Source organism: Paenibacillus sp. FSL R10-2748 (genome assembly GCF_038005565.1).
GTDB classification, from domain to species: Bacteria; Bacillota; Bacilli; order Paenibacillales; family Paenibacillaceae; genus Paenibacillus; species Paenibacillus polymyxa_B.
The window spans coordinates 244,024-269,986 of record NZ_JBBOTK010000006.1 but is presented as its reverse complement, the minus strand read 5'-3'; the positions used below and the strand labels follow the sequence as shown (position 1 = coordinate 269,986).

The 25,963-nt window shown below is 46.2% G+C and carries 20 protein-coding genes and 1 riboswitch; of the genes, 15 read left to right on the top strand and 5 right to left on the bottom strand.

The genetic code is table 11. The features are described from left to right. Nucleotides 1-231 precede the first annotated feature (231 nt). Complete coding sequence (gene ppk1 / locus NSS66_RS19385) at nucleotides 232-2,340, top strand: polyphosphate kinase 1 (protein WP_025724043.1); 2,109 nt, start codon at nucleotides 232-234, stop codon at nucleotides 2,338-2,340. Here the strand turns inward: ppk1 and NSS66_RS19380 are convergent. Beyond that, nucleotides 2,300-3,835 carry a Ppx/GppA phosphatase family protein gene (locus tag NSS66_RS19380; RefSeq protein ID WP_340959576.1) on the bottom strand — a complete coding sequence of 512 codons (1,536 nt, stop codon included), beginning with the start codon at nucleotides 3,833-3,835 and terminating at the stop codon, nucleotides 2,300-2,302. The genes ppk1 and NSS66_RS19380 overlap by 41 nt on opposite strands. 217 nt (nucleotides 3,836-4,052) lie before the next feature. Here NSS66_RS19380 and NSS66_RS19375 point away from each other — a divergent pair, with 217 nt between their 5' ends. Together NSS66_RS19375 and NSS66_RS19370 are read left to right on the top strand one after the other, a co-directional pair. Further along, nucleotides 4,053-4,709 (top strand): YheC/YheD family protein, encoded by a 657-nt coding sequence (locus NSS66_RS19375; protein WP_023990160.1) that lies wholly within the window; start codon nucleotides 4,053-4,055, stop codon nucleotides 4,707-4,709. 282 nt (nucleotides 4,710-4,991) lie between these two features. Next, nucleotides 4,992-5,135, top strand: coding sequence for a sporulation histidine kinase inhibitor Sda (locus NSS66_RS19370; RefSeq protein WP_023990158.1), 144 nt, complete (start codon nucleotides 4,992-4,994; stop codon nucleotides 5,133-5,135). Nucleotides 5,136-5,295: 160 nt separating this feature from the next. On the opposite strand, the gene NSS66_RS19365 is transcribed toward NSS66_RS19370, so the two are convergent. Then, entirely contained in the window at nucleotides 5,296-6,300 is a 1,005-nt protein-coding gene (locus tag NSS66_RS19365) for an NAD(P)/FAD-dependent oxidoreductase (RefSeq protein ID WP_023990157.1), read from the bottom strand. Between the two features lie 237 nt (nucleotides 6,301-6,537). On the opposite strand from NSS66_RS19365, the gene NSS66_RS19360 reads away from it, so the two are divergent. From NSS66_RS19360 to NSS66_RS19345, 4 genes are all read left to right on the top strand, one after another. Further along, on the top strand, nucleotides 6,538-7,728 hold the full coding sequence (locus NSS66_RS19360; protein ID WP_053326050.1) for an NAD(P)/FAD-dependent oxidoreductase: 1,191 nt from the start codon (nucleotides 6,538-6,540) through the stop codon (nucleotides 7,726-7,728). A 135-nt stretch (nucleotides 7,729-7,863) separates the two neighbouring features. Further along, nucleotides 7,864-8,370: a MarR family winged helix-turn-helix transcriptional regulator gene (locus tag NSS66_RS19355; RefSeq protein ID WP_023990155.1), complete on the top strand. Its 507-nt coding sequence runs from the start codon at nucleotides 7,864-7,866 to the stop codon at nucleotides 8,368-8,370. Between the two features lie 113 nt (nucleotides 8,371-8,483). After that, on the top strand, nucleotides 8,484-9,821 hold the full coding sequence (locus NSS66_RS19350; protein ID WP_340959573.1) for an HlyD family secretion protein: 1,338 nt from the start codon (nucleotides 8,484-8,486) through the stop codon (nucleotides 9,819-9,821). Next, nucleotides 9,818-10,954, top strand: coding sequence for an ABC transporter permease (locus NSS66_RS19345; protein ID WP_340959571.1), 1,137 nt, complete (start codon nucleotides 9,818-9,820; stop codon nucleotides 10,952-10,954). Before NSS66_RS19350 ends, NSS66_RS19345 begins: the two co-directional genes overlap by 4 nt. Before the next feature lie 80 nt (nucleotides 10,955-11,034). Here the strand turns inward: NSS66_RS19345 and hemQ are convergent, their stop codons facing one another. Next, on the bottom strand, nucleotides 11,035-11,814 hold the full coding sequence (hemQ, locus tag NSS66_RS19340) for a hydrogen peroxide-dependent heme synthase (RefSeq protein WP_023990152.1): 780 nt from the start codon (nucleotides 11,812-11,814) through the stop codon (nucleotides 11,035-11,037). A 344-nt stretch (nucleotides 11,815-12,158) separates the two neighbouring features. Here hemQ and NSS66_RS19335 point away from each other — a divergent pair, with 344 nt between their 5' ends. From NSS66_RS19335 to uvrC, 4 genes are all read left to right on the top strand, one after another. Beyond that, the gene (locus NSS66_RS19335; RefSeq protein WP_028541451.1) at nucleotides 12,159-13,676 is read left to right on the top strand and encodes a DnaD domain protein; all 1,518 of its coding nucleotides are present in this window, start codon (nucleotides 12,159-12,161) and stop codon (nucleotides 13,674-13,676) included. A gap of 248 nt (nucleotides 13,677-13,924) precedes the next feature. After that, entirely contained in the window at nucleotides 13,925-14,872 is a 948-nt protein-coding gene (gene dnaI / locus NSS66_RS19330; protein ID WP_023990150.1) for a primosomal protein DnaI, read from the top strand. Nucleotides 14,873-14,997: 125 nt separating this feature from the next. Then, complete coding sequence (gene trxA / locus NSS66_RS19325) at nucleotides 14,998-15,315, top strand: thioredoxin (RefSeq protein WP_010347861.1); 318 nt, start codon at nucleotides 14,998-15,000, stop codon at nucleotides 15,313-15,315. Nucleotides 15,316-15,475: 160 nt separating this feature from the next. Then, nucleotides 15,476-17,560: an excinuclease ABC subunit UvrC gene (gene uvrC, locus NSS66_RS19320; protein WP_279834474.1), complete on the top strand. Its 2,085-nt coding sequence runs from the start codon at nucleotides 15,476-15,478 to the stop codon at nucleotides 17,558-17,560. Here uvrC and NSS66_RS19315 read toward each other — a convergent pair. Continuing rightward, nucleotides 17,529-19,259, bottom strand: coding sequence for a CPBP family intramembrane glutamic endopeptidase (locus NSS66_RS19315; protein ID WP_023990148.1), 1,731 nt, complete (start codon nucleotides 19,257-19,259; stop codon nucleotides 17,529-17,531). The genes uvrC and NSS66_RS19315 overlap by 32 nt on opposite strands. A gap of 261 nt (nucleotides 19,260-19,520) precedes the next feature. Next, a riboswitch (cyclic di-AMP (ydaO/yuaA leader) is annotated at nucleotides 19,521-19,673 on the top strand. A gap of 409 nt (nucleotides 19,674-20,082) precedes the next feature. Between NSS66_RS19315 and NSS66_RS19310 the strand changes: the two genes are divergently transcribed. Both NSS66_RS19310 and NSS66_RS19305 read left to right on the top strand, forming a co-directional pair. Then, nucleotides 20,083-21,423, top strand: a complete 1,341-nt coding sequence (locus NSS66_RS19310; RefSeq protein WP_340959569.1) for a TrkH family potassium uptake protein — start codon at nucleotides 20,083-20,085, stop codon at nucleotides 21,421-21,423. A 203-nt stretch (nucleotides 21,424-21,626) separates the two neighbouring features. Next, nucleotides 21,627-22,304 carry a potassium channel family protein gene (locus tag NSS66_RS19305; RefSeq protein WP_023990146.1) on the top strand — a complete coding sequence of 226 codons (678 nt, stop codon included), beginning with the start codon at nucleotides 21,627-21,629 and terminating at the stop codon, nucleotides 22,302-22,304. A gap of 5 nt (nucleotides 22,305-22,309) precedes the next feature. Here NSS66_RS19305 and NSS66_RS19300 read toward each other — a convergent pair whose 3' ends face one another. Continuing rightward, complete coding sequence (locus tag NSS66_RS19300) at nucleotides 22,310-23,215, bottom strand: LysR family transcriptional regulator (protein ID WP_028541456.1); 906 nt, start codon at nucleotides 23,213-23,215, stop codon at nucleotides 22,310-22,312. A 226-nt stretch (nucleotides 23,216-23,441) separates the two neighbouring features. On the opposite strand from NSS66_RS19300, the gene NSS66_RS19295 reads away from it, so the two are divergent. Together NSS66_RS19295 and sdhA are read left to right on the top strand one after the other, a co-directional pair. Further along, nucleotides 23,442-24,116: a succinate dehydrogenase cytochrome b558 subunit gene (locus NSS66_RS19295; RefSeq protein WP_023990144.1), complete on the top strand. Its 675-nt coding sequence runs from the start codon at nucleotides 23,442-23,444 to the stop codon at nucleotides 24,114-24,116. Nucleotides 24,117-24,209: 93 nt separating this feature from the next. Next, nucleotides 24,210-25,955: a succinate dehydrogenase flavoprotein subunit gene (gene sdhA, locus NSS66_RS19290; protein WP_013311796.1), complete on the top strand. Its 1,746-nt coding sequence runs from the start codon at nucleotides 24,210-24,212 to the stop codon at nucleotides 25,953-25,955. The last annotated feature ends 8 nt before the right edge of the window (nucleotides 25,956-25,963 follow it).

Genomic DNA, 25,963 nt, shown 5'->3' with positions numbered 1-25,963 from the left:
TAATGAAAATAAACAACTGAAAAAGGAACGGTTCGTCAATCTACTCTATGAAACAGACGTAAACACTGTACCGCTTAATGCTATTTTTGTAAAGCATCCGATTGACCTTTTCAAACATCCAGTTTGTGTTTACACACATTTTACATTGCGTTTACACTGCTGTGATGCTAGTGCGTTTCATCTAATAGTACAATAAAGGGTAACTATACTGCATGAATTGATGGAGGCCATATGTTGATAGAGAGTCAGAATAAGGATAAAGCCGGGTCAGAACGTTACTTTAACCGAGATTTAAGCTGGATTGAATTTAATCGCCGTGTGCTTCAGGAAGCTCAGGATGCAGATACACCGTTGCTGGAGAGAGCCAAATTTTTGGCGATTGTATCTAGCAATTTGGATGAGTTTATGGCTGTTCGTGTTGCAGAAACGCGCGAGAAGATCAAGGCGGGTTTTATGCAAAAGGATTTTACGGGATATACCCCCTCCGGTTTGTACAAACGCCTGATCAAGCGTACCGTCTCAATGGTATCGGAACAATACCGGACCTATCGTGATATTTCTCGCCTCTTGACGAAAAAGGGTCTTTTACTGCTCGAATATGAAGACTTAAATACGACACAGCGCAAGTCGCTGGATGCATATTTTCATGAAATTATATTTCCGGTGCTCACGCCGATGGCGGTCGATCAGAGCCGTCCTTTTCCACTCGTTCACAATAAATACGTATATTTAGCGGTCGTCTTGAGACGTCCCGGGGATACGGAGGAGGATAAACCACTTTTTGCCATTGTGCAGGTGCCTTCGAATATTCCACGTGTTGTTACGGTGCCTTTGCGGTCGAACAGCAAGAAGAAATCATTTATTTTAATTGAGGAACTAATCAAGCATCACATTCAAACGCTGTTCACCGGATATGTTCCGGAGGCGGTTCATGCCTTTCGTGTTACGCGTAACTCCGATTTGTCCATTAATGAAGAAGAGATCGAAGATTTGCTCGAAGAGATTGAAAAAGAGCTGCGTCGAAGACGACGGGGGGCGCCGGTAAGACTGGAAGTAGAAAAAGGGATTCATCCCTATGCCCTGATGGAGCTTCAACGCGAATTCAAGCTGTTCGATCATGTGTTTGAGATGGACGGGCCGTTGGATCTGACGTTTTTGTCGTCTTTTGCCGATCATTTGGAGGGGTATTCGCATTTGAAATTTCCGGCAATCAAGCCACTGTATCCGGAAGAACTACCCCCGCAAGAGGATATTTTCAACGTGCTTCGCAAACGGGACGTGCTCGTGTACCATCCGTATGAATCATTCGATGCGGTAACTGATTTTATCATTGAGGCATCAGAGGACCCGGATGTGATGGCAATCAAAATGACCCTGTACCGTGTCAACGGAGAATCGAAGCTGATTCCGGCATTGGCACGTGCGGCCGAATCGGGCAAGCAGGTAACGGTGGTGGTGGAGCTGAAAGCCCGTTTTGACGAGGAACGTAATATTGCCTGGGCGCGTACGCTTGAAAAAGCAGGCTGTCACGTAGTGTATGGGCTGGTTGGCTTGAAGACGCACGCCAAAATCATTCTTGTCATACGCCATGAGCGCAACGCACTCAAACGATATGTGCACGTAGGCACAGGCAATTATAATGAAAGCACGGCGCGCGTGTATACGGATATCGGATTGTTTACGTCGGATCCGGTACTTGGCGAGGATGCCTCCGAACTGTTTAATGAAATTACGGGATTCTCTGCGCTCAAGACTTTGCAAGCTTTTACGGTGGCTCCAACGGGAATGAAGAACAAGCTGTTTGAACTCATCCGTAGGGAAGCTGAGCAAGCATTGGCAGGTAAGCCCGCCCGGATTATTGCCAAGATCAACTCCTTATCCAATCAGGAGATGATCGATGAACTATATGCGGCTTCCCAAGCAGGTGTGAAGATTGATCTTATCATTAGAGGGGTCTGCTGTTTGCGTCCGGGTGTGGAAGGATTCAGCGAGAACATACGTGTCATCAGTATTGTAGACCGCTTCCTGGAACATTCCAGATTGTTTTATTTTGAAAATGGAGGCAATTCCGAGTTGTTTCTGTCCAGTGCGGATTGGATGACGCGCAATTTGACCCGCCGAATTGAACTGATGTGCCCGATTTATGATGACGGGATCAAAGAAATGCTGGCAGATATTCTGCATTTATCGTTAAGAGATAATGTGAAGGCGCGCCAGCTTTTGCCTAACGGCAGCTATCAATTTGTGTCCAGAAACGACAAAGAGGCTCCCATCAGGAGCCAATCTGAAGCGATGAAGGTTAGAAATTGGAAGAAGGTAGAATGGACCACGACAATGTAAGATTCCATGCCTTTTGGAAATCCTTGGCAACTGATTCCAGCTCCCGTTGTTCTAATATGGGTTCACTCTTGCTTTCCAGACGAAGATGCAGTGCATCATCCCCTGTAGTGGGATTGATGCTGCTAATCATTCCGGACTCACTTCGATCCATGCCAATCGCGAGCTGGAGCAGCGAGCCGAGCCGATGTACACGTTCCTCGTCGGAAGGCTCCAAAATATCCGCATGTGTGCGTAGCAAACGGGGTGTCCGGTTCTTGGGATGGTAATCCGCGATCAACGCGGCTAGTACCGTTTCCCTATGGGATAAACCGCCAATGCCTGCATGTAAGATCCAGAACACGGAATTCTGGCGGAAATGATAGTAATTCAAGGCAGCTCCCGTTTTGTAAAGAGTTGCTGCGGTCAGTAACAAGCGTTTGTCCATAGCAGCTGAGGTTCCGCCAGCTAATGTGTCATAGAGCCGGACGGCGTACTCGTTAACCCGCTTGACATGCGCTTCGCTAACCGGGACAGCAAACGAAAGGATATTGCGAATGGATGTGATAAGCGGATTAGCTACCACGGGCTGTTCAGCGTTGACCAGCTCATGAAATAGGCCGTCTCGCAGACCCGCTCCACTGACTAAATACGCGGAGCCTTGAGCAGCTTCAAATATCGTTTTCAATATAATAAGACCCGGTACAATGATGTCGGCTCTGTCCTTGGACAGGCCGGCTGTTTTTTTGCGTTTTTCATAGGGCAGATGGGGCAGACTGCCATAGAAGTAATCGACATCTTCTATCGTCATTTCGTAATGGTGCGTCACAGGAAGTGAGTAATCCAGTCGTTTCTGATTGATTTTAGCCAAAGTACGCAGGGTTCCACCTAGCCCGATGAATGGCAGACCCGGATTGGAGAAGATCCAATCATGATTTTGCAGGGAAGAACGGACAAAGCTCTCCATTTCCTCAATCTGCTGAGGAGACCATTCGCCATTCCTGACCTCACGTCCAAAGCGCCAATTCATATTGACGGCGCCAAAGGGAAATGACACAGTATGCAGTCGTTCTCGATCGCGGAACAACGTAATTTCGGTACTGCCACCCCCGATGTCAATAATGATTCCGTCACTCACATTCATAGTGTTCACTACTCCCAGAAAACCGGCATAGCCTTCTTGCTCTCCGCTCAGTATTTCCAGTGTTAAATTTGTCTCCTCCGCGATCCATTGGACGATTTCGTCCGAATTCGTGGCATTGCGGATGGCTGCTGTTGCTGCTGCACGCATACGGACAACCCCGTGCATATGGCATACCGCCATAAATTGGCGCAGCAATGGAGCGATGCTTCGAATCGCCTCTCGTTCCATACGGCCGTTGGCCCCAACCTTTTCGCTCAGTCGGGCAGCTTCTTTGCATTCCTGCACAATTCGATAGGCTCCTGTCTCTGTCATTTCATAGATCACCAGACGTATGGAGTTTGAGCCAATGTCCATGATGCCAATTTTGCTATTCATGAGTTGACCTCCTTGTTGAAAAAACGATTTGCCGGTAATTTCCGCTGCTCCGTGCAAATGGTAGTAGATTATTGTCATTGTACCAGTGATGTTCGGTGCATGCTACCGTTCGCCATGATCTTGTCGAAATAGACACATGCCACCGACAATCATCCAAGAATAGAACCTTCCTGTTGAGTATGTATAAGTATACCTGACGGCGAAAGGAGAGGGTTAGATGAGACAACTTGCAAGCAAATGGCTAAAGACGAAGGCGCTGCTGCACCATCCACATACCGCCGTTTATATACCGGAAACCTGTCTATATAGTGAAGATCAATTGCGCATGATGCTGCGGCGGCATGCTTTTGTATTTATAAAACCTGTAAAAGGAGGCGGAGGAATCGGAGTCATGCGTGTGGCAAAGGAGCGTAGAGGATACGCCTGTACGCGTATGGAGCATACACATCGGTTCAGTCATTTTAGAGCACTTGTATTCGGAATCAATAAGCTCCGAATCCAACGTCCATATCTCATTCAACAAGGCATCCAACTGGCAAGTATTCAAGGTAGACCTGTCGACTATCGAGTCAAAGTCGTGAAGGAAGGGCAGAGATGGGATTTTCGTGCGGTGGTTGCACGTCATGCTCGTCCCGGACTGGTCATTACAAATCTGTGCAAAGGGGGAACTTTGCTGAAGGGAACAGAGGCGCTTCGGATGATATATCCCCGGCGGCTTGCTATTCAAAAGCGGCGAGAAATCATTCAACTTACACAGCGCTGTATTCCTGTACTGGAAAGAAGATTTCCTGGGATCGGACAACTGGGATTTGATTACGGGCTTGATCAGAGTGGACGGGTATGGATTTTAGAGGTTAATACAAGACCTCAATAAATTTCTGATTTCTTTAAAAAAATTCCAATATAATCTATTAACAAGACGCTAAATATAATATATTTATATAAATAATAAAAATATTTTTTTTGTGTTCGAGCGTCAAAATTCTGTGTATAAATATTGTCCACATTATCCCCTGTCACATATATGGGTTAACGACACTTACCAACAATTTATACACAGGATTTCCACAATTGACTGTGGATAACAGAACGCTTGTTCCGATTTTGGTATTTTGATAGAATAGATTTTGAAATAAAAGGAAAGGTTGTGTCGAGGATGGCTATGCTGACGGATGAAATGCTTTTGGATTCCTATCAGATGGCAATCGAGCTTAAACTTGAATGTGACTTCATTGCACTGTTGCTGGCTGAGATTCACAAAAGAAAGTTAGAGATGAATACAGCCGTAGTCCTTCATTAGACCGGACAAGCTCTCGTACTGCGACTGTGAAGTCATTCAGGGTTCGGATGACTTTACGGACAATCACTGCAACGAATAGGCACACCGTAAAAAAGGGTATTTCACTCCAAAGATTCAAATTTGGAGTAAAATACCCTTTTTTGTCATAGTCTAAACTAGACTACAATTTCATGTTACTGCTGTGACCAGGAGATAACTTGGCATCTGGATCTACATAGACCTTGGCGTTGTTGACTGCCGTAGGAGCTTCACCAAAGCCGACCGCAATCAGCTTGAGCTTGCCTGGATAGGTCGTAATGTCCCCAGCGGCGAAAATGCCGGGAATATTAGTTTCCTGGCGAGAATCGACCACGATAGAGTTACTTTCGATTTCAATTCCCCATTCAGCAATCGGGCCAAGTGTGGATACAAATCCAAAGTTAACGATCACATCGTCCACTTCGATTTCCTGTGTTTCTTTGGTTTTTACATGAGCAAGAGTGACTTTCGTAATTGTGTCTTCTCCATGCAATTCTGTAATTTCCGTTGGTGTAATAACGTTTACTTTGGAAGCGAGGAGGTTTTCGACACTGTGTTCATGCGCACGGAATTTGTCACGGCGGTGAATCAATGTAACCTGTTCTGCAATCGGTTCCAGCATAAGTGCCCAGTCTACAGCAGAGTCACCACCACCGCTAATTAGCACTTTTCGGCCTGCAAATTTGCTCAGGTCGCTGACAAAGTAATGCAGGTTCGTTTTTTCAAAACGTTCGGCACCTGGAAGCTCCAGTCTGCGCGGCTCGAAAGCACCCACACCAGCGGTAATAATAACCGCTTTACCATGATACTCGCCACCTTTGTCTGTTTTTACGATGAAGTGGCGTTCTTCCTTTTTCTCTAATGATACGACTTTCTCTTCTAGCTGCACCTCTGGATTAAAGTGGTTCATTTGTTGAACCAAATTGTTAACCAGTTCCTGTGCAGTCACTTTAGGAAAGCCAGCGACGTCATAGATATATTTTTCAGGATAAAGGGCTGCAAGCTGGCCGCCCAGTTGGGGCATACTTTCAATTAAGGTGACGGACGCCTGACGCATTCCCCCGTAAAAAGCGGCGAAAATACCGGCTGGACCGCCTCCGATAATAATCAGATCGCGGATTTCCGCACCTGTGGATTGAGCTGTCACTCTAAAACACCTCCGAAAGGGATAGTATGGGATTTGTAGATATTGAATCAGCCGCATAGAGGTTCAGATAGCCGCCGAACGCATGATTCACTGTTTATCATTATAAACTGCTGGGTTCCGCTTGCAAAGTTAAAGCGATTAATATTTGATGAAGACTTTTCTGTGAGTATAAATTAACCGTTTTGAGAGAACAGCTTTGAATAATTAATGATTATGTATATCGGAAGGGGTAGAAGCATGAGCAGTATTCCCAAAATTGTCATTGTGGGCGCCGGATATGGCGGTATATTGACGGCTCAGCAATTGCAAAAGGAGCTCAAGCACAATGAAGCGGATGTCACACTGATCAATCGACATGATTACCACTATATTACGACACATCTTCATATGCCTGCGGCAGGTACGGATACGATTGAGCATTCAAGGATTCCGATTGCGCAGCTAATCGATGAGTTCAAGGTGGATTTAGTCAAAGGAACGGTTAAGGAAATCATACCAAAGGAGAAAAAAATCGTGCTGGAGGATGGCTCGCTGTCCTACGATTATTTGGTCATCGGACTAGGCGGGGAGCCAGAAACATTCGGTATTCCGGGAATGGATAAGTTCGCGCTGACGATTCGCAGTATTAACTCGGTTCGCCTGATTCGTGAGCATATTGAATACCAGCTGGCCCTGTATAAAAATGACGGTAAACCAGGTCGCCTCAATTTCGTCGTAGGAGGCGCTGGTTTTAGCGGCATTGAGTTTGTAGCGGAGTTAGCGGATCGATTGCCACAGCTGGCCAGAGCCTATGACATCGATTTTAACCGGATTCAAATCATTAACGTCGAGGCAGCTCCTACGGCGCTGCCAGGGTTCGATCCTGAGCTGGTGGAGTATGCGATGAACGTCCTTAAGCATAAAGGGGTCACCTTCCGCATTGGAATTCCGATTAAGGAATGCTTGCAGGATGGTGTAATCGTTGGTGAGGGGGAGAAAATCGAAGCCTGCACGGTGGTCTGGACGGGAGGGATCCGTGGGAACGGATTAATCGAGAAGGCCGGATTCGAAGTGATGCGCGGAAGGGTGAAAATCGACGATTTTCTGCGTGCACCGGGCCACGATGATATTTTTATTATCGGGGACAGCTCCCTGATGTTTAATCCCGAAGGACGTCCTTATCCACCGACTGCCCAAATTGCGATGCAGCAAGGGGTCCTTTGTGCCAAGAATCTGGCCGCTACTCTTCGCAAAAAGGAGCTGCACAAGTTTGTATTTTCCAACAAAGGGACGGTTGCTTCTCTTGGAAAAGGCGAAGCCGTCGCCGTGGTGGGCAAACGCAAAATAAAAGGTTGGGTGGCCGCACAATTGAAAAAAATTGTGGATCTCCGCTATCTGTTCATCATTGGCGGAATTCCACTGGTACTGAAAAAGGGACGGTTTTTCTAAAGGTAGAAAGGTTTCCTTGACTCCTAAAAAGGAGCATGGAGACCTTTTTTATTTAGGCGAACAAAAAAAGGTATTGACTCATAACTATTTGACGACGTATAGTATGGTTACTAATTACAGAGGGGGAGCTTCAGATTGAATTCTGATTTTAATATCAATGCTGATCCCAAGAGAATAAATTTATTGGCAGAAAAGTTTCCAAATGCGGACTCCCAATCGTTGAATACGTTGGTACTTTTCGTGCAGGCAGCGCATGAAGTGTACAATGGAGTGTCTTCCAGACTGTCGGAATATGGGCTGTCTGTAGGCAACCTGAAAATTTTAATGCCATTGTTTCTTCATGAACGTGCATTGACTCCATCCGAGCTGGCTGAATATTCAGGAGTTACTCGTTCAACAGTAACCAGTGTAATTGATAAGCTGGAACGAGACGGCATCATCCGGAGAAGTACGCTGACGGATCGACGTATGACTGCAATCTCCTTGACTAATGAAGGTAAACAGTTAATGACGGAAAGAATTCCGTTGTTTATGCAGCTTTTTGCTGATTTGATGAATGAATTTACGAAGGAAGATCATATTCTATTTGCTACGTTATTAAATAAGCTTTCCTCAGGACTTGAACAGATAAAACGGGAATAAAAAAATTTCCCAACTCAAATAGTTAGACATCGTACTATCAGGTTCCTTATTAGTTTTCGACTATTAATTTTTAACTATCATTGCTAAATCATCATGAAGGAGAGTTTATTGTAATGAACAAAAAGATCATTGTGTACGTATTACTTATTGTCGCGTTAGGTACCGGGGGTACGCTAATGGCAATGAGCGGCAAGGATGCTGTGAGTATGGCAGCCCAACAAAAAAATACACTGCTTACGGCGGATACCGTGAATGTTGCTTTTCAGGGTGTAGGGGGAAGAGTAAACACGATTGAGGTGAAGGAAGAACAACAGGTGAAAAAAGGGGATGTGCTCATGACCCTCGATCCTGTAGACCTTGATTTGCAAATTGAGAAATTAAAAACGGATATCGCACAGGCTGATGTGAAAATAAAACAGGCTAAAGACGCGCTGCAAAATCAGTCGGAGAAAATTTCGAATTCAGAAAAACAGGGGCAATTGGACATTCAAGCTGCGCAAGCGGGAGAGTCCTTATTAAACCAAGGCACACGTGCGGAGGATATTGTAAGACAAAAGCTGGCTATTGAAGCAGCACAGCAATCGTTGGACGCAGCTCTGACAGGAGTAGAGACAGCCAAAAGAAATGCGGAAATCGCGCAAAAAACAGTAGCATCCAGACAACAGGCTCTGGACTTGGCTAAAGTGAATTACAACCGTATTCAAGCGTTATATGATGCTGGAGCTGGAACCAAAGCAGAACTGGATAACGCCAAAAACCAACTGGATAATGCCCAAATCGCGTTAGATACAGCTAAGGATCAGGTTGAAATTGCCAATAACCAGATTACAGCGGCTAGCAAACAATCGGACATTGCTAAAAATGGGATCGCTCAGCAGCAAACCGCTTTGGATAAAATGGAGGCTGGCGCAACTGCTGAGGAACGCCAGCAGGCTCGTATCAAAACAGAAAAGGCCAAGGAAGCCTTGACTCAAACCTCGCAAACACGAAAAGATGTTAAGAATAGCGAATACAATGTGGATCTTCTGGCTCAACAAAAGCAGGCATTGAGTGTTCAACTCAAAACTTTGGAATTGCAGCGTGGACGTATGGTGCTGAAGGCATCCACAGATGGTAAGGTGTCGCGTATTGTACCTAAAATGGGAGAGATCGTTTCTACGGGGGCAACGGGCGCCGTTATTGAAACCAATCAGCTATACTACGATATTTATGTGGGCGAGGATTCCATATCACAGTTTAAAGCTGGGGGAAATGTGACTTCGCACGTTGTAGCTTTAGATAAAGATGTCCAAGGCAAGGTGAGGTACATTACTTCTGCCCCTCAGTATACCAACATGAGAATGAGTCGGGACAAAGGTCTGTCGGATATCAGCTCCTTCCAAATACGGGTGGATGTCCAGCGAACATCTGAATTATTACCTGGAATGACGGTAGAGGTTGTGACGAAATGAAGGCGTTTATAGAAGAATGGAAGCTGATGATCAGCGGCAAAATGGTTTTTATTATGCTGCTCGTTCCTATCGTTGTAGCTGTTGCCTTTGGATTTGTTTTTAAAAATAATCAGCTTAACGATGCCTCTGTAGCTGTAGTCGATTTAGATCATAGCAGTTATAGCCGACAGCTTATTAATAAATTAGATGCATCGCAGTATATTGATGTACGCCATGTGCAAGAGAACGAAACCGATCCGAATTTACTTTTATATAATGAAAAGTTTTTTGCGGTGATTTACCTTCCAGCTGGGTTGGAGGAAAATAGGATTAAAGGAGTTCAGAGCAACATCGGTTTTTATGTAGATAATACGGTAGGTCAGGCTACTGGAAATCTACGCTCGGCAGTCACAGAGATCATGGCGACGGAAAATGCGATGCTGGCTGGTGGTGGATTAAAGGGTATGGGAATGAGTGACAGTCAGGTTACAGGGCTTACTTCCAATATGCTGCTTCAGCAGCGCCTGTTATATAATCCTACCAATGCTACTTTGATGACCTCGGTTATGGGGTTCATTAATACGGTCATGATTTCACTGATTGGTGCTACTGTACTGACAATTGTCCCGCGATTGCGGGAGCAAGGAAGATTAAAAGAGGAGCTTCAGCATTCGTATGGCTTGATTCTTAGGGTGTTGCCGTATGCGTTAGTAGGATGTGTGTCCTTTTACCTGTCCATTGGTTTACTTAAGCAAATTGGCGGACTACGCTTTGAAGCGAATGTATGGCAGCTCAGTATTCCATTTCTCCTGTACACGATTACGTTGGGTTTGTTTGCGATGGCTTTAGGGTGGAATGCGGCCAATCCTGGAAAAGCTTCCCCACGCCTCATGCTAATTATACTGCCTTCGTTTTTACTGAGCGGCGCTCAATTGCCAGTGGCTATGCTGCCTCCATCGCTGCAATATGTAAGTAACATTCTCCCATTGACCTGGCATTTCAAGTTTTTGAGAGGTATGGGCTTTAAAGGTGGAAGCTTAAAATATTTTATTCCCGAATTGGGAGGCTTTTTGATCTTACTAAGTGGTTTGCTGCTTATTATCTCTATTCTGATCGCTTTGGAGAAAAGAAAGCTGGCGCATCAAGGTATATAAAAAAGGATTCCGTCGTCCCGAAAGTGGGAGTTCACGAAATCCTTGATTGTATGTTGCGATATAGTTCCGACGCTTATGGTTTACAGCTTCAACATGTCTTCAAATGTCTCTTCATTTAACACACTGCCGACATAGAAGGAGCCAAATTCACCGTAACGGGCACTGACTTCATCAAAACGCATTTCGTAGATTAGCTTCTTGAACTGAAGTGCGTCATCGGAGAACAGTGTTACGCCCCATTCCCAATCGTCAAAGCCGACGGAACCGGAAATAATTTGCTTTACTTTGCCAGCATAGCTGCGTCCAATTAAGCCGTGGCTACGCATCAAGGTGCGACGCTCGTCCATCGAAAGCATGTACCAGTTATCGTCCAGATCACGTTTTTTGTTCATTGGATAGAAGCAAATATAACGGGCCTTGTTTAGTACAGGCTTCAAGCGTGCGACAATTTGTGGATTTTGCATGGGATCTTCATCCTTGCTCAAATAATTACTCAGTTCCACCACACTCACATAAGAATAGGTTTTGGTTGTATATTTGGCGAAGGTTGTTTTGTTAAAGTCATTTTCCAGCTTATTGAGGTCTTCCAGCGTTTCGCGCAGGTGCATCATGACAAAATCAGCCTTTTGTCCGACAACAGTATAGACAGCTGAACTGCCCAGACCCGCTTCCTCGGTAACGTTCCATTCCTTCATAAACTCTTGAAGCTCGTCCAGTGCTCCGGCGCGCTCTTCATCGTCTGCGGTCTTCCATGCTGTCCAGTTGATGGACCGGAAATCGTGAAGCGCATACCAGCCTTCCAGTGTGGAGGCTACTTCGTTGGGTGTTGCTGGGGTTTGTTGAGGTTGATGTTGACTCACGATCTACACTCCTTTACGTCTGTAAATGATAATCGGCTCAGCCGAAATATGTGTACTTCCTTATATCATTCCTGTATCCAATACGTGATGCTTAACCATTATATTGTAGCTCAAAGTAAAGCTTTTCACCAATGAAAGAAGTGTGAAGAATTTTATTTTTACCATGATGCAGGTCACAAAGTCTTAAAATAGTTAGTATTCTCGAAAAAAGTAGAACTCAGACGAATACGGCTGCCAAAAAGGAGAACAATTGCCCTTATTTTGTTGGTCCCACGAGAAGGCAAGTATGATAGAATAGAAAAACATCTTGGAGACCGTTATGTCAGGAAAGGAAGAATGTTGGAATGCGGATGAAAAACCTGCTGCACTATACTGAGAACCACCGCTACTGCGTTTATCGGGAATTTGGCTTGAGCGCACTGGATGAATTGATGCTGGGAAGCGTCTATCAGCCGATGGTAGGCGCATTTGCGGTCAGTCTGTATCGACTGTTGTTCCAGCATGTGCCAGTAGGACAAGTCGGTTATTCGCCGTTGGAACAGCAGCGTCGCCTTTTTCTGACACTGGGACTGGAGCCGAGTGAGAAGGGACGCAAGTATTTGATTGAACAGACCTCCAAGCTGGAGGCCGTCGGTCTATTACAGACGTCCAGGCTGTATGCACCCGAAACGGACGACTATATGTATGAATATGAGATGCAGCCGCCGCTCGCACCTGCTGAATTTTTCAGAACGCAGCATCTCACCCTTTTGTTGAGAGACAAAATCGGTAAGTTTGCAGTGCTTTCTCTGAGAGAATCGTTGTGGAGTAGGGAATCTAGCGAATGGTCGCAATCTTCCTATAATAAAGAAAATATTTCGATTCCTTTCTACGAGTTATTTGAATTGAATACCCATGTTATAGATTACGAACTGGAACAGGCGCTGTCCGAGGTGTCCACTAGCCGTCAGACTGGACCACTAGCGTCAGAATCGGAGGAAGCATTGAATTATGCAGATATTATTCTCCGTTTTCCGCGTGAATCTGCCAATCGCAAGCACGTGGAGCGTCTCCGGTTTGAACACGAGCAGTTAGGCATGGTCAATTACGTTGTTCGCAAATTTGACCTTTCTGTACAGGATATTAGTCGCTTGCTGGATGAGGATGGTATTTTTACCGAAGCAGGCGACTTGTTGCTTGACGAGCTTCAGCTTCGGGCTAGTCAGCACTCCAGACAGGATCGGAAGCGTCAGGAGGAACAGCAGGTACAGGCCGCCAAAGTGGTCGCCTTGCGCCAAAGAGAAGCTTCCACACCTGAAGAGCCGCCTGCAGAACAGGCTGTGGAAATGGAATTTTATGTGGAGGTTCCACCACAATTCACAGCCAAGTGTGACATTCACCAATATAATATGATGTTGCGCAACGAGCCTTATCGCCGTTTGCTGCAAACCTTTTTCCCCGGCACGGTTCCCGGTAACCTGCTGGATATATTCGAGAAAATTGATATCAGCTATAAGCTGCCCGGTGAAGTCATCAATGTGCTGATCCATTATTTGATGTCACTGCTCGTATCGGGGAGCGATCAGCGAATTAACCGAAACTTTGTCGAGGCCGTTGCTTCCAACATGCTGCTTAAGCAGGTAAACACTTACGAAAAAGCCGTTCAATATATAAGGGATCAAGCCAAGGTAAAAGGAAAACAGTCCTCTGCTTCTCCTTCCGGCGGCCGATCCCGCGCATATGCCAAAAATAACGGGCCAGCCAAGCCATCCATTCCAATCGTTCAGGATCACCCTTCCGAGGAGTCTGTATCTGAGGAAGAATTGGATGAACTGCTGCGTCTCGCCGAACGAATGCAATCCGGAAAACAGAAAAAAGTCTAGTGAATTTTAGGTTTTATGAAACTATTAAGCGAAGCCAATTCAAATAGATGTCGACTTTATGGCGGTCAGTAGCGGAGCGGATGGAATCGTTCTGGAGAAGCGATAGCGTTCGCCTTTGCCACCGGATTTTCACCTTTAAATTTCTATTACGATAGAAAAAATCTGGTGGCAACAGCGATCGTAAGAATGATCCATCCGCGAAGCGTCTCCCCCCATAACTCTGCACATTTTAGAAAGGAGGAGCGTTCTTGGAATCACTGGGCGATTTGCTACAGCAGATGCAGAACCCTTCGTTTCGCCAGCGCACTCGCAATGTAGCCGATCAAGTTCTAAATGATCCGCTCGTGCAGGAGTTTTGTGCTGCGCATCCTGATGTGGACGAAACACAATTGCGACTCAACATGAGCATGCTCTTTCAGTATGCCCGGGATCGTCGAAATTGCGACAATTGTCCGGGGCTGGAACAGTGTCCTAACGATTTTCAGGGCCACTTTTGTAAGCTGGGCGTGGAATATCCGAATGGAACAGCCGAAATCGTGGACATTCGGACCCCATGTGCGAAGTTGGTTGCTTCCCAACATGAACAACGGGTGCGTCAGAGAATTAAAAGCTTTTATGTGGATGAACGGGCACTTCTGGAGGGATATAACGCTCTTGAGATTGCGCGCAAAGATTCACAACGTATGCCTGCCGTCACACAGCTATTCCGTTACATTGAAGAAACGAAAAGTCAGGGTCTATCCAAAAAAGGACTGTATCTGGAAGGTACGTTTGGTACGGGTAAAACTTTTTTGATGGGCTATCTATTGCACGAGCTGGCTCTGTCGGGTCTGAACGGTGTGATCGTGTATATGCCTGATTTTGTGGAGGACTTAAAGTCCATGATTCAGGATGGACAGAAGCTGAAGGAAACGACCGAAATGCTCAAAAATTGTGATCTGCTCGTATTTGACGATATTGGTGCCGAAAATTTAAGCCCGTGGGTACGGGACCATGTGATGGGTTCCATTTTGAATTACCGAATGAACCGCAAACCTACTTTTTATACTTCCAATTATTCGTTGCAGGGGCTGGAGAAGCATCTCAGCTTTACGAGCAAGGACGGAGAGGAAATGTACAAAGGACAACGCTTGATGGACCGGATTCGTCCTTTTGTAGATGTCATTACCGTAAAGGGAAAAAATCAGCGGGGGTAAGCGTTTATCCGTCTGCTATTTTGATATCTTACAATTAAAAGACTATTGTGATATAATTAAAAGGTGTCGAAACAGACATTACAGGTTATAATAATCTTGACTTTTCTATAAAGGAGGAACATACAATGGCAATTGTTAACGTGTCCGATCAATCCTTCAACGCAGAAGTCGAAGGCACAGGAACCGTTTTGGTTGATTTTTGGGCGCCATGGTGCGGTCCTTGCAAAATGATCGCTCCCATTCTGGAGGATCTGTCCACAGAAGTTGGCGACAGCGTCAAAATCGCGAAGGTAAACGTGGATGAAAATCCAGAGTCTGCTTCCCGTTTCGGCGTGATGAGTATTCCTACCCTGATCGTTTTCAAAGACGGACAGCCTGTTGATAAAGTGGTAGGTCTGAACTCCAAAGAAGCGCTGAAAAGCATGCTTACTAAACACCAATAATCATCGCATGTGACCCATGCTCCCGCGGGGGCTTGGTGGAGCGGCCATGAAAGGTCAATGCCTCCGGTTGTAAATACCGGGGGCGTTTTTGTGTATTATTCCTATATATTATAAATAGTTAGTTGAGCAGTCATTAAGAATGGAAGGAGGAACCGGGCGAATGAAACCTTATGCGGAGGACTTGCAGAATCAGGAGAAGGCGCTGGAAAACATACGGCACAAATTAGCGTTACTGCCGGATGCATCAGGCTGTTACCTGATGAAGAACAGCGAAGGCACCATCATTTATGTCGGCAAGGCCAAAGTGTTGAAAAACCGGGTCCGTTCCTATTTTACAGGTAGCCATAACGGCAAGACGCAGCGATTGGTTTCCGATATCCGTGATTTTGAATATATCGTTACAGGTAGTAATATGGAGGCGCTCATTCTGGAGTGCAACCTCATTAAAAAGCACCAGCCGCGCTATAACGTGCTGTTGAAGGATGATAAAACCTTTCCGTATTTGAAAATTACGAACGAGGCACACCCCAAGCTGGAGGTGACCCGTCGCGTTCTGAAAGATAAAGCAAAATATTTTGGACCGTACCCCAATGCCTACGCGGCACATCAGACGAAAAAGCTGCTGGATCGCATGTATCCCTTACGCAAGTGTGGTGTGATGCCCAAGGAAGTGTGTCTGTATTATCACATGCATCAATGTTTGGGGCCTTGTGTGAAAGAGGTCGAGAAGGAAACGTATGAGCAGATTGGTCAGGAGATTGGTTCCTTTTTGAGCGGGGGACATGAGGAAATTAAAAAGGATCTTCAGCGTAAAATGCAGGAGGCCGCAGAGGAATTGTACTTTGAGCGGGCCAAGGAGTTGCGAGATCAGATTATCAGCATCGACGCGATGATGGAAAAGCAGAAAATCACCACATCGGATGCGAAGGATCGAGATGTATTCGGTTTTTCAGTAGATAAGGGCTGGATGTGTGTACAAATCCTATATGTCCGCAAAGGTAAAATGATCGAGCGCCATATGTCGACTTTTCCTTTCTACGGTGAGGCTTACAGTGATTTTATGTCTTATGTGACGCAATATTATAGTGACAACCCAGCAGTGCCGCAGGAAATATTGCTGCCGGATTCTCCTAAGCTGATGCAGGCAGAACAGGTCAATGTCTATCAACCGGTTGCGGCAGAAACTGCACTCCACAGTGCACCTACAGCCGATGTTACCGGACAGACAGATGAGAAAGCGATACAAACGGAGACAGAGCATTCTGCTGACTCACTGCTGGTGGCTGAAGAACGAGTAGCTTATGCAGTAGCAACGAATCAAGGTCAAGTTGGTGACCAAGATGCAGAGATAAAGGAAACAGAAACCCAACTATCCGGTGGACTGGAGGACCCAGCTACGGCAGCTCTCGCTCTGGCTGAATGGTTGGATGTTAAGGTACTTGTACCGCAGCGTGGACTGAAAAAGCAAATGACAGGCATGGCGACGGAAAATGCACGTGTTGCTTTGGATGAGAAGTTTAAGCTGATCGAGCGGGATGAGGAACGGACATCCAAAGCTGCAAGCAATCTCGGACGTGCCATTGGGCTGGATAGCTTGCACCGGGTGGAGGCGTTTGATAACTCCAACATCCAGGGTTCCGATCCAGTCTCCGCCATGATCGTGTTTATTGATGGCAAGCCTGCCAAGAAGGAGTATCGAAAATATAAGATCCGTTCTGTGCAGGGACCCGATGATTATGAAACGATGCGTGAGGTTATTCGGCGTAGATATGAACGTGTGCTTAAGGAAAATCTGGAACGTCCCGACTTGATCGTTGTGGATGGTGGACGTGGACAAATTAAGGCGGCGACCGATGTACTGCAAAATGAGCTGGGTTTGTTCATTCCTGTGTGTGGTCTGGTGAAGGATGCCAAACATAGAACTTCCCAACTATTAGTGGGAGAGTCCTCTGAGGCCGTGACACTTGCACGCAATAGCGAAGAATTTTATCTGCTGCAACGGATTCAGGACGAGGTTCACCGTTTTGCCATCACGTTCCACCGCGAGCAACGCGGCAAATCTATGGTAACTTCCCGGCTGGACTCTATTCCAGGCATCGGCGAGAAACGGCGTAAGTTACTGCTCAAGCATTTTGGATCACTCAAAAAAATAAGAGAGGCCAGCGTTGAAGAATTCCGGCCTCTCTCTATTGGGGATAAGCTTGCGCGTCAGATTATAGCTGCCCTTCGGGAGGAGGAGTCGTAGAATACGGCTCCTCTTTTTTAATAGGTTCAAACATAATTCGATTTGGCTTTTTAGGACTAAACCAATAAATGATGTAACCCACAATGGCTGGAAGTAAGATCCAGAATAGACCAGCGCTCACATTCACAGTGTCTCCCAGACTCATTACACTAAGCCCCATTAGAATGCTGTCAAAAATAACGTGGCTGAACATGGCGGCAATAAAACCGTAACGCAGGAACACAAAACTGAACAGCAAGCCAAGAAAAGTCAGCTCAATAGGTCTGGAAATCACCGGATAGATCGGATAAAGTGTATGTCCCAGTGCCCAAATCAGCGTGGTGATCAGACAAGCAACAAAAGTGTTTTTCACTATTTTTTTGACCATCGGAATACCAAACAGACGGTAGACAGTCTCTTCTCCAATACCTGCCATCCAGGCCATAATCGGCAGTAACCATGGATAAGCCATATTGTAAGGGGATTGCGTGGCATCTGTTGTGGAGAATGTATTAAATGTGCGCTCCAGTATAAAGAATAAGATGGATTGTACCCCGAGTAAAATAAAGGCCCACAAGTAGCCAACATACATACTGCGAAGCACATACAGCCCGTAGCCCGGCTCTTTCGCACGCGGCCATGCATTCAGTCCAACCTGACGCATAAGTCCGTCACCGCCGACCAAGGAGAAGTAGAGCGCTACTGCCATGAAGAAGGTAACACCAATCTGGAACACCATAAGAAATATAAGCATGCCCTTACCGCCTGCTTCTGCTTGCAATAAAGGCAGCATGTTCATTGTCCCAGCTATACTTGCAATAAAGTATATAACGGACAGAACAATGCCGCGTACAAATGAAGTATGTCGTCGGGTGAGTGACGCATACACAATGGCAAGAACACCCAGCACAAAGCTAAATAGGGCATAACCCGCATAGGTCATCCAATTCGCCCAAAATGTTTGCTTTTCGATATAATCGGTATAGGACGACGGGGCCGAAAAGCTTTGAGAGAAGGAGCGAACATCACCGTCTTCGAAAGTAAAAGCCAATGTAAGTACCGAGGCGCCGATTTTTTTATCGTCTACGGTATACTTTAATCCACCTTCTTTTTCAGTGGTGGCGAGCTTCAAGTCCGACGGCTTAAAACCAAAGCGCTTAACCCATACTGCGGCCGCCTGCTCCTTGGCTTCAAGCGTCATGCCGTCCTCAGCTACACGTATAAGCCTGTTACGTGCTTCTTCATCCGTAGAAATATCAGCCTGTGTGTAATTGGTACTGGAGGTGATCCGTTTAAAGCTAACGACCTTCCCAGTGGATAAATCCACATGAATTTGCAGTTTGCTTTTCGCTGAGGATTCAGGCAGATCAACCCGAAAGGTTTCGTAAGGGTAATTTTTCTTCCATGTACGGTCGTACTGTTGAAGCAGTTTTTCTCTAGATAAATAACCGTACAAATCTGTTTCGGCCTGATAGGTCACGACAGGCTCCTCTGGCTGTGATTCAGTATAGCCCAACTCGGAGCGGGCAAAGTCCAATGCGTGTATGACCGCTTCTTGTTTGCTGATGACCTTTGCGTTCATTACTGATTCTGGACTCGGATTGCTAAGCGAGGGAATAAGCAATTGAAAGATAAAAAAGCAAATCAGGCCAATCCCGCCCAGCAAGCCTAATTTTTTGAAGTTGGCCGTGAGCACGACCGGTTTCCCGATAGGATTCATGAGTTTCCTCCTTAATCTGTAAATAAGAACATCCATTAAAGATATCATACTGCACAGGTTCCCGCCAACAGACCAGCGATATTCATGAAAATAGAGTGAAAGCACTTTAAAGTTCCAATAAAATAAGATAAGCTGCGATTAAACGATGCCCATTCGCAAAATAAAGCCAATTTCACGTTTTTTCGGCGAAATCGGTTTTGTGATCTGGATATAGAAGGATTATAATCTTGAGGCAATGCCTATAAAATACATAGGTAATGATATACAGTTGAGCCGAATTTCTATGAGAAAACGGGGGAACCATGTTACTGGGGTGAATTTTACAGCTGATCCTGCTGGATTGGATGTGTAAATAGGGCATACTGTGCTGCCCGAATCCGTCAGCTAACCTCGTAGGCTGTGAGCAGGAACCAAGTCAGGCACTCGGTTTTCCGGTGTCTTTTTTTGTGTGTATAAAAGTGTTTGGATTGGTTAGACCGCTGCGGGTGCAGATTATTCTTCCGATTGCTGTTATCCCCGGATTTTTTGATTGTATAACCCCTTTAATGGTTAAAATCCGGAGATAAAGGCAAACGCTTCGCTTCTTCAGAACAATTCTGCTCCCTTCGCTGCTGCCCGCCAATAGCACAGGGGGCAGAGTAGTGCTTGACATGCATTCTTCCTGTATTCAGGGAATGCTAATTATAGTTACTAAAGGTTTGGAAAAATCAAAAAAATTAGGGGCAACGACGATCGGAAGATCAAATGGAACGCGTAGCGGGCTTACACCGTATTAAATCACTGTTTTTATAGTTTTAAGGATTAGGAGAGAAGTGATGAATAGATGAATCCCAATGCAAGCTGGCTCCGGCTTTCTCCACCGCAGATATTCGTTGCGGGCTTTGCCATTATCATTCTAATAGGTAGTTTATTGTTAATGCTGCCGATCTCCAATACAACAGGAAAGCCACTTGCGTTTATAGACGCTTTGTTTACTGCCGCTTCCGCGACCTGTGTTACAGGGCTTGTCGTAAAGGATACGGGGACCTTTTTTACAACCTTTGGTCAAGTTGTTATCGCTGCGCTCATTCAGATCGGCGGCCTGGGCTTTATGACTATGGCTACCTTGATCGCGCTGGTGTTCAAACGTCGGATTTCCTTACGGGAGCGCCTCATTTTACAGGAAGCGATGAATCAGACCTCTGTCGAAGGAATTGTCGGATTGATTCGTAAGGTGCTGCTGTACTCGCTGGTCATTGAGGGCGTATGTGCTGCAATATTTGCGATTCGCTGGTCGTTTGATATGCCTGTAGGCAGGGCGATTTATTTTGGGATTTGGCATGCCATCTCCATGTTTAACAATGCTGGTTTTGACTTATTCGGGCACTTTCGCAGCCTGACAGATTATGTATATGATCCGATTGTTAATTTTACAGCTATGTTCCTGATTATTTCAGGCGGAATTGGTTTTGTAGTGATGTCGGACCTGGCAGAATATCGCAAGCGCAAGAGACTTTCCTTGCATACTAAGGTGGTACTCAGCATGACGGGCGCTATGATTGTAGTCGGCACGCTCGTGATTTTTGTATTTGAGTTTACGAATCCAAAGACTCTTGGCTCGCTTGATTGGGGGGGGAAACTGCTGGGATCTTTATTCCAGTCCGTAACCCCTCGTACCGCAGGTGCCAATACACTGGACATTGCAGGCTTGCGGCAGGCTACGCAGTTTTTTATCATCATACTCATGTTTATCGGGGCTTCTCCTGGCTCTACTGGAGGCGGGATTAAGACCACAACATTCGCGCTGCTCATTGGAGCCGTGATTTCGATGCTACGGGGGCGTGAAGATATTGTACTGTTCAAGTACCGACTTGCGCAGGGACGAATTTACAAGGCTTTGACCATTACACTGCTGGGGTTGCTGTTCGTGATCGGGGTGACCATGATTTTGTCGGCAACCGAAGATCATCATTTTCTGATGATCTTGTTTGAGACGGTGTCTGCGTATGGTACGGTGGGGCTGTCGATGGGGCTTACACCTGATTTGACAGTCATAGGTAAGCTGGTGATTACCCTGACGATGTTTGCAGGTAGACTGGGGCCACTCACGCTAGCTTATGCACTGGGGCCGAAAAAGGGTAAAGAATTATATCGTCATCCGGAAGGCAAAATGATTATAGGATGAATCATTTCATGATATGTAGTATACATTTCGTGGGTTTAATCATTTCAGGATTTTGCAAAATTCGATACCAGTCGCTCCGAAGTCAAGATATAGACGAACTAAACCATTTCGATCTATATCTTCTTCATTGGAAGTCGCTTATGGGATTTTTGCAAAATCCTCATTTATGAAATTGATTCAGATAAGGGAGTTTTCGAGTAGATATGAAAACGCAGCAGTTTGTAGTTATTGGCTTGGGACGGTTTGGCTCAAGCCTGGCTTTGCAATTGGTGGATATGGGGTGCGAGGTGCTAGGCATTGACCGGAATGAGGATGTGGTGGACAGTATGAGTGAGATGTTGACACATACTGTCGTGGCGGACGCTACCGATGAAGACTCATTGCGATCACTGGGCATCCGTAATTTCGATTGCGGCATTGTTGCTATTGGTGATGACATTCAGGTAAGCATCCTGACCGCCATTTTGCTGAAGGAGCTGGGTGTGAAAAAAGTCGTAGCCAAAGCCATATCTGTGCTGCACGGGCGTGCGTTAGAGAAGCTCGGTGTGGACCGGATCATTTATCCAGAACGGGATATGGGTATCCGGGTGGCTCATCAGCTAGTCACGCCTAATTTGCTCGATTATTTGGAGTTGTCCAAAGAATACAGTATTGTGGAACTCAATGTACCTGCATGTCTGAATGGCAAAACGCTAGCAGAGCTAAATGCCCGTACTCGCTTTGGTTGTAGTGTCGTGGCGCTTCATACGGCGAACGGTATCCTGATCGCACCGACGGCTATGGATCGGCTAAAAGCAGACGATATTATGGTCATCATCGGCTCGAATGACAATATCGGTCGCTTTGAGGATGAGGTTGTTAATGTCAATGAAGAGGGCTAAACCCTCTACACCATACGATAGCCTGCAAACGACGCACGTGTCTCGCTAATCCAGCGTCGTGCTGTCGGACCGAGATCGGTCGTCTCCGAGTAAATGAGGGAGGTCGTTCGGCGTGTCTCCTTCAAATCGGGCAAGTACAATGCAGTGAGTCCATTATCCCGTAATAGTTCGCTGCGCAAATAGGATTTGGGTAGCAAGGCGGAAGCCTTACAGGTTGGAAGCAGGCGTACAATTGCCTCGAAGGAGTCGATTTCCATGCGGATATCCGGCATGATGCCGCTGCGCTGGAATAAGTCATCCGTCAGACTGCGATACCAGGTTCCTTTGGAGAAAATAATCATCGGCAATCCTTGCAGGTCTTTCATCGAGGCCGTTCCTGTCTTGACGGTTAATTCATGTCCAATGGGAACAACAAGCTCCAAATGATCATCAAATAGCGGAATGCAACGCAGTCCGGCTTCATGAATGGCAGACCCGACAATACCGGCGTCTGCTTTTTTATCACGTACAAAGGCGACGATTTCATGGGTTTTACCGGTGAGCAGCTTCAGCTCGGTTTGAGGATGCTTGCTCATGAAAGCTTCGACGAGGGTAGGCAGCGTCGTTTGGAGTGTCGTGAGGCTTGCGCCGAGTGTAAGCATACTCTGGGCTTCATTTTTGTGCTGGGACAGCTTTTGTAAAAAGCGAAGCTGTCGTTGCCGTTGCTCTAGCGCGAATGTATAAACAAATCGGCCAGTGGACGTAATTTCGAGCCGTTTGCCCCGACGATCAAAGAGATTCACACCCAGCTCTTCCTCCAGCTTGGCAATTTTGCGAGACAGGGCAGGTTGGGACAGATTCAGCAGTTTGGAGGCTTTATTCAGGCTGGACTGCTCGACAATGACGGCAAAAGCGTTCAAATCCTCAAACAAATCATCCACTTCCTCTCTATATGCAAAAAAGACATAATAATTAATACGTATATTGCAATTCCATTATAAGCCGAAAAGGAGTAACATGAAAGCGACACAAGATGTTCACACTTTTGTTTTTCCTAATAAGGGACACCTTGTTGGACATTTCCTGTCGGGAACTGTCATTTTATATGTTATATTACTATTGAAAACGCTATTATTGAGAGAAGGGAGCATGACCTAGATGAGAGGATTTTATTCCAGAAAGCTGCATTCGCTTCTTGGCGTCATTCCGTTGGCTCTATTTTTTGTTGAGCATTTGGTGACGAACTTCACAGCGGTGGAGGGCGGCAAGGAAGGATTTAATCGCAGCGTGGCCTTCCTGAATGGTTTGCCGCTGGTTATTGTGCTAGAAACGTTATTCATCTACTTGCCATTACTGTTCCACGGGATTTATGGCTTGTATATCGCTTATCAGGCTGACCCGAATGTCAAAAGGTTCGGCTATTCACGTAACTGGCGCTTTCTGTTCCAGCGTATTTCTGGCGTCATTACATTTGTATTTATTATCTGGCACGTATACGACACACGCTTTCAGGTAGCTCTGGGTAAAGTAACTCATGAGGAGCTAGGCGGCGTTATGCATGGCATCGTGACGAACCCGGTTTATTTCATTTTGTATTTAATCAGTGTCGTTTCGGCATCCTTTCACTTTGCTAACGGACTGTGGGCATTTATGGTCAGTTGGGGGATTACTGTGGGACCGCGTGCGCAAAAAGTATCTTCTTATATCTGTATGACCCTGTTCGTGGTGGTGTCTATCGGCTTCATCGCTTCCCTGCTTGCATTCCGCAGCGCGGAATTTCAGGAAACGGCAACTGCCTTGGTGCAATGCAGCGCTTTTAAACAGCTACTGTAAATGAGTCATATCCATTATACATCGTGTTGAGATTCTATTTTTAAACGTAAAAGGGGATTTGGTTAAAATCCTGAAAAAAAGGAGTGAGCAGAAATGGCAGCATCCAACATTATTGTCGTGGGCGGCGGTCTGGCAGGTCTAATGGCTACGATCAAGGCGGCAGAGGCGGGAGTTCACGTTCATTTATTTTCTTTGGTTCCGGTCAAAAGGTCCCACTCCGTTTGTGCTCAAGGCGGCATCAATGGTGCGGTAAATACCAAGGGTGAGGGAGACTCACCCTGGATTCACTTTGATGATTCGGTCTATGGCGGGGACTTTCTGGCCAACCAGCCTCCGGTAAAAGCGATGTGCGAAGCGGCTCCAGGGATCATTCATCTCATGGACCGCATGGGCGTCATGTTTAACCGGACACCGGAAGGACTGCTGGACTTCCGCCGCTTCGGCGGTACCCAGCATCATCGGACCGCCTTTGCTGGTGCGACGACAGGACAGCAGCTTCTGTACGCTCTCGATGAGCAGGTACGGCGCTGGGAATCTGCTGGTTTGGTGACCAAGTATGAAAATTGGGAGTTTTTACAGGCTGTACTGGATGATGAAGGCATCTGTCGAGGGATTTGCGGGCAGGATTTGCGTACGATGGAAGTGAAGACTTTTGCAGCAGATGCAGTTATTTTGGCGTCTGGTGGCCCCGGGATTATTTTCGGTAAAACCACGAATTCCGTCATTAATACGGGCACAGCTGCTGGTGCGGTGTATCAGCAAGGCGTACGCTATGCGAACGGTGAGTTTATCCAGATTCATCCGACGGCTATACCAGGGGATGACAAGCTGCGTCTCATGTCCGAGTCGGCACGGGGAGAAGGCGGTCGTATTTGGACGTATAAGGACGGTAAGCCATGGTATTTCCTCGAAGAAAAGTATCCGGCTTACGGAAATCTGGTCCCTCGCGATATTGCAACACGTGAAATATTCAGTGTATGCGTTGATGATGGACTGGGTATTAATGGCGAGAACATGGTCTACCTCGATCTGTCCCACAAGGACCCGAAAGAGCTGGATGTAAAGCTGGGCGGCATTATTGAAATCTATGAAAAATTCGTCGGTGACGATCCGCGCAAAATCCCGATGAAAATATTCCCGGCTGTTCATTATTCAATGGGCGGCATGTGGGTCGATTACAATCAGATGACGAATATACCGGGCTTGTTCGCGGCTGGTGAGTGTGAATTCCAATATCACGGTGCGAACCGTTTGGGTGCGAACTCGTTGCTGTCAGCCATTTACGGCGGGATGGTAGCTGGACCTAAGGCTGTGGAATATATCAAAGGCTTGAAAAAATCTGCACAGGATATAGCTACTTCCGTATTTGATGCGGCAGTTAATCAGCAGACGGAGAAGTATGAGCGTATTTTGCATATGGACGGAAAAGAAAATGCTTATGTTCTTCATAAAGAGCTGGGCGAGTGGATGACGAACAACATGACTGTGGTTCGTTATAATGACAAGCTGGAAGCTACGATCCACAAGATCAAGGAGCTGAAGGAGCGTTACTCTAACATTAACATCAATGACGCTTCGCGCTGGAACAATGCGGGTGCGGCGTTTACACGGCAACTGTGGAATATGATGGAGCTGGCCGAAGCGATGACCAAAGGTGCGCTGTTGCGCAACGAAAGCCGCGGGGCCCATTACAAACCAGACTTCCCGGATCGCAACGATGAGGATTTCCTGAAAACGACGATTGCGGACTGGACACCGGAAGGACCACAAATCTCGTATGAAGCGGTGGATGTTTCGCTGATCAAGCCGCGTATTCGGGATTATTCCAAGAACAAATAACGGAAGGG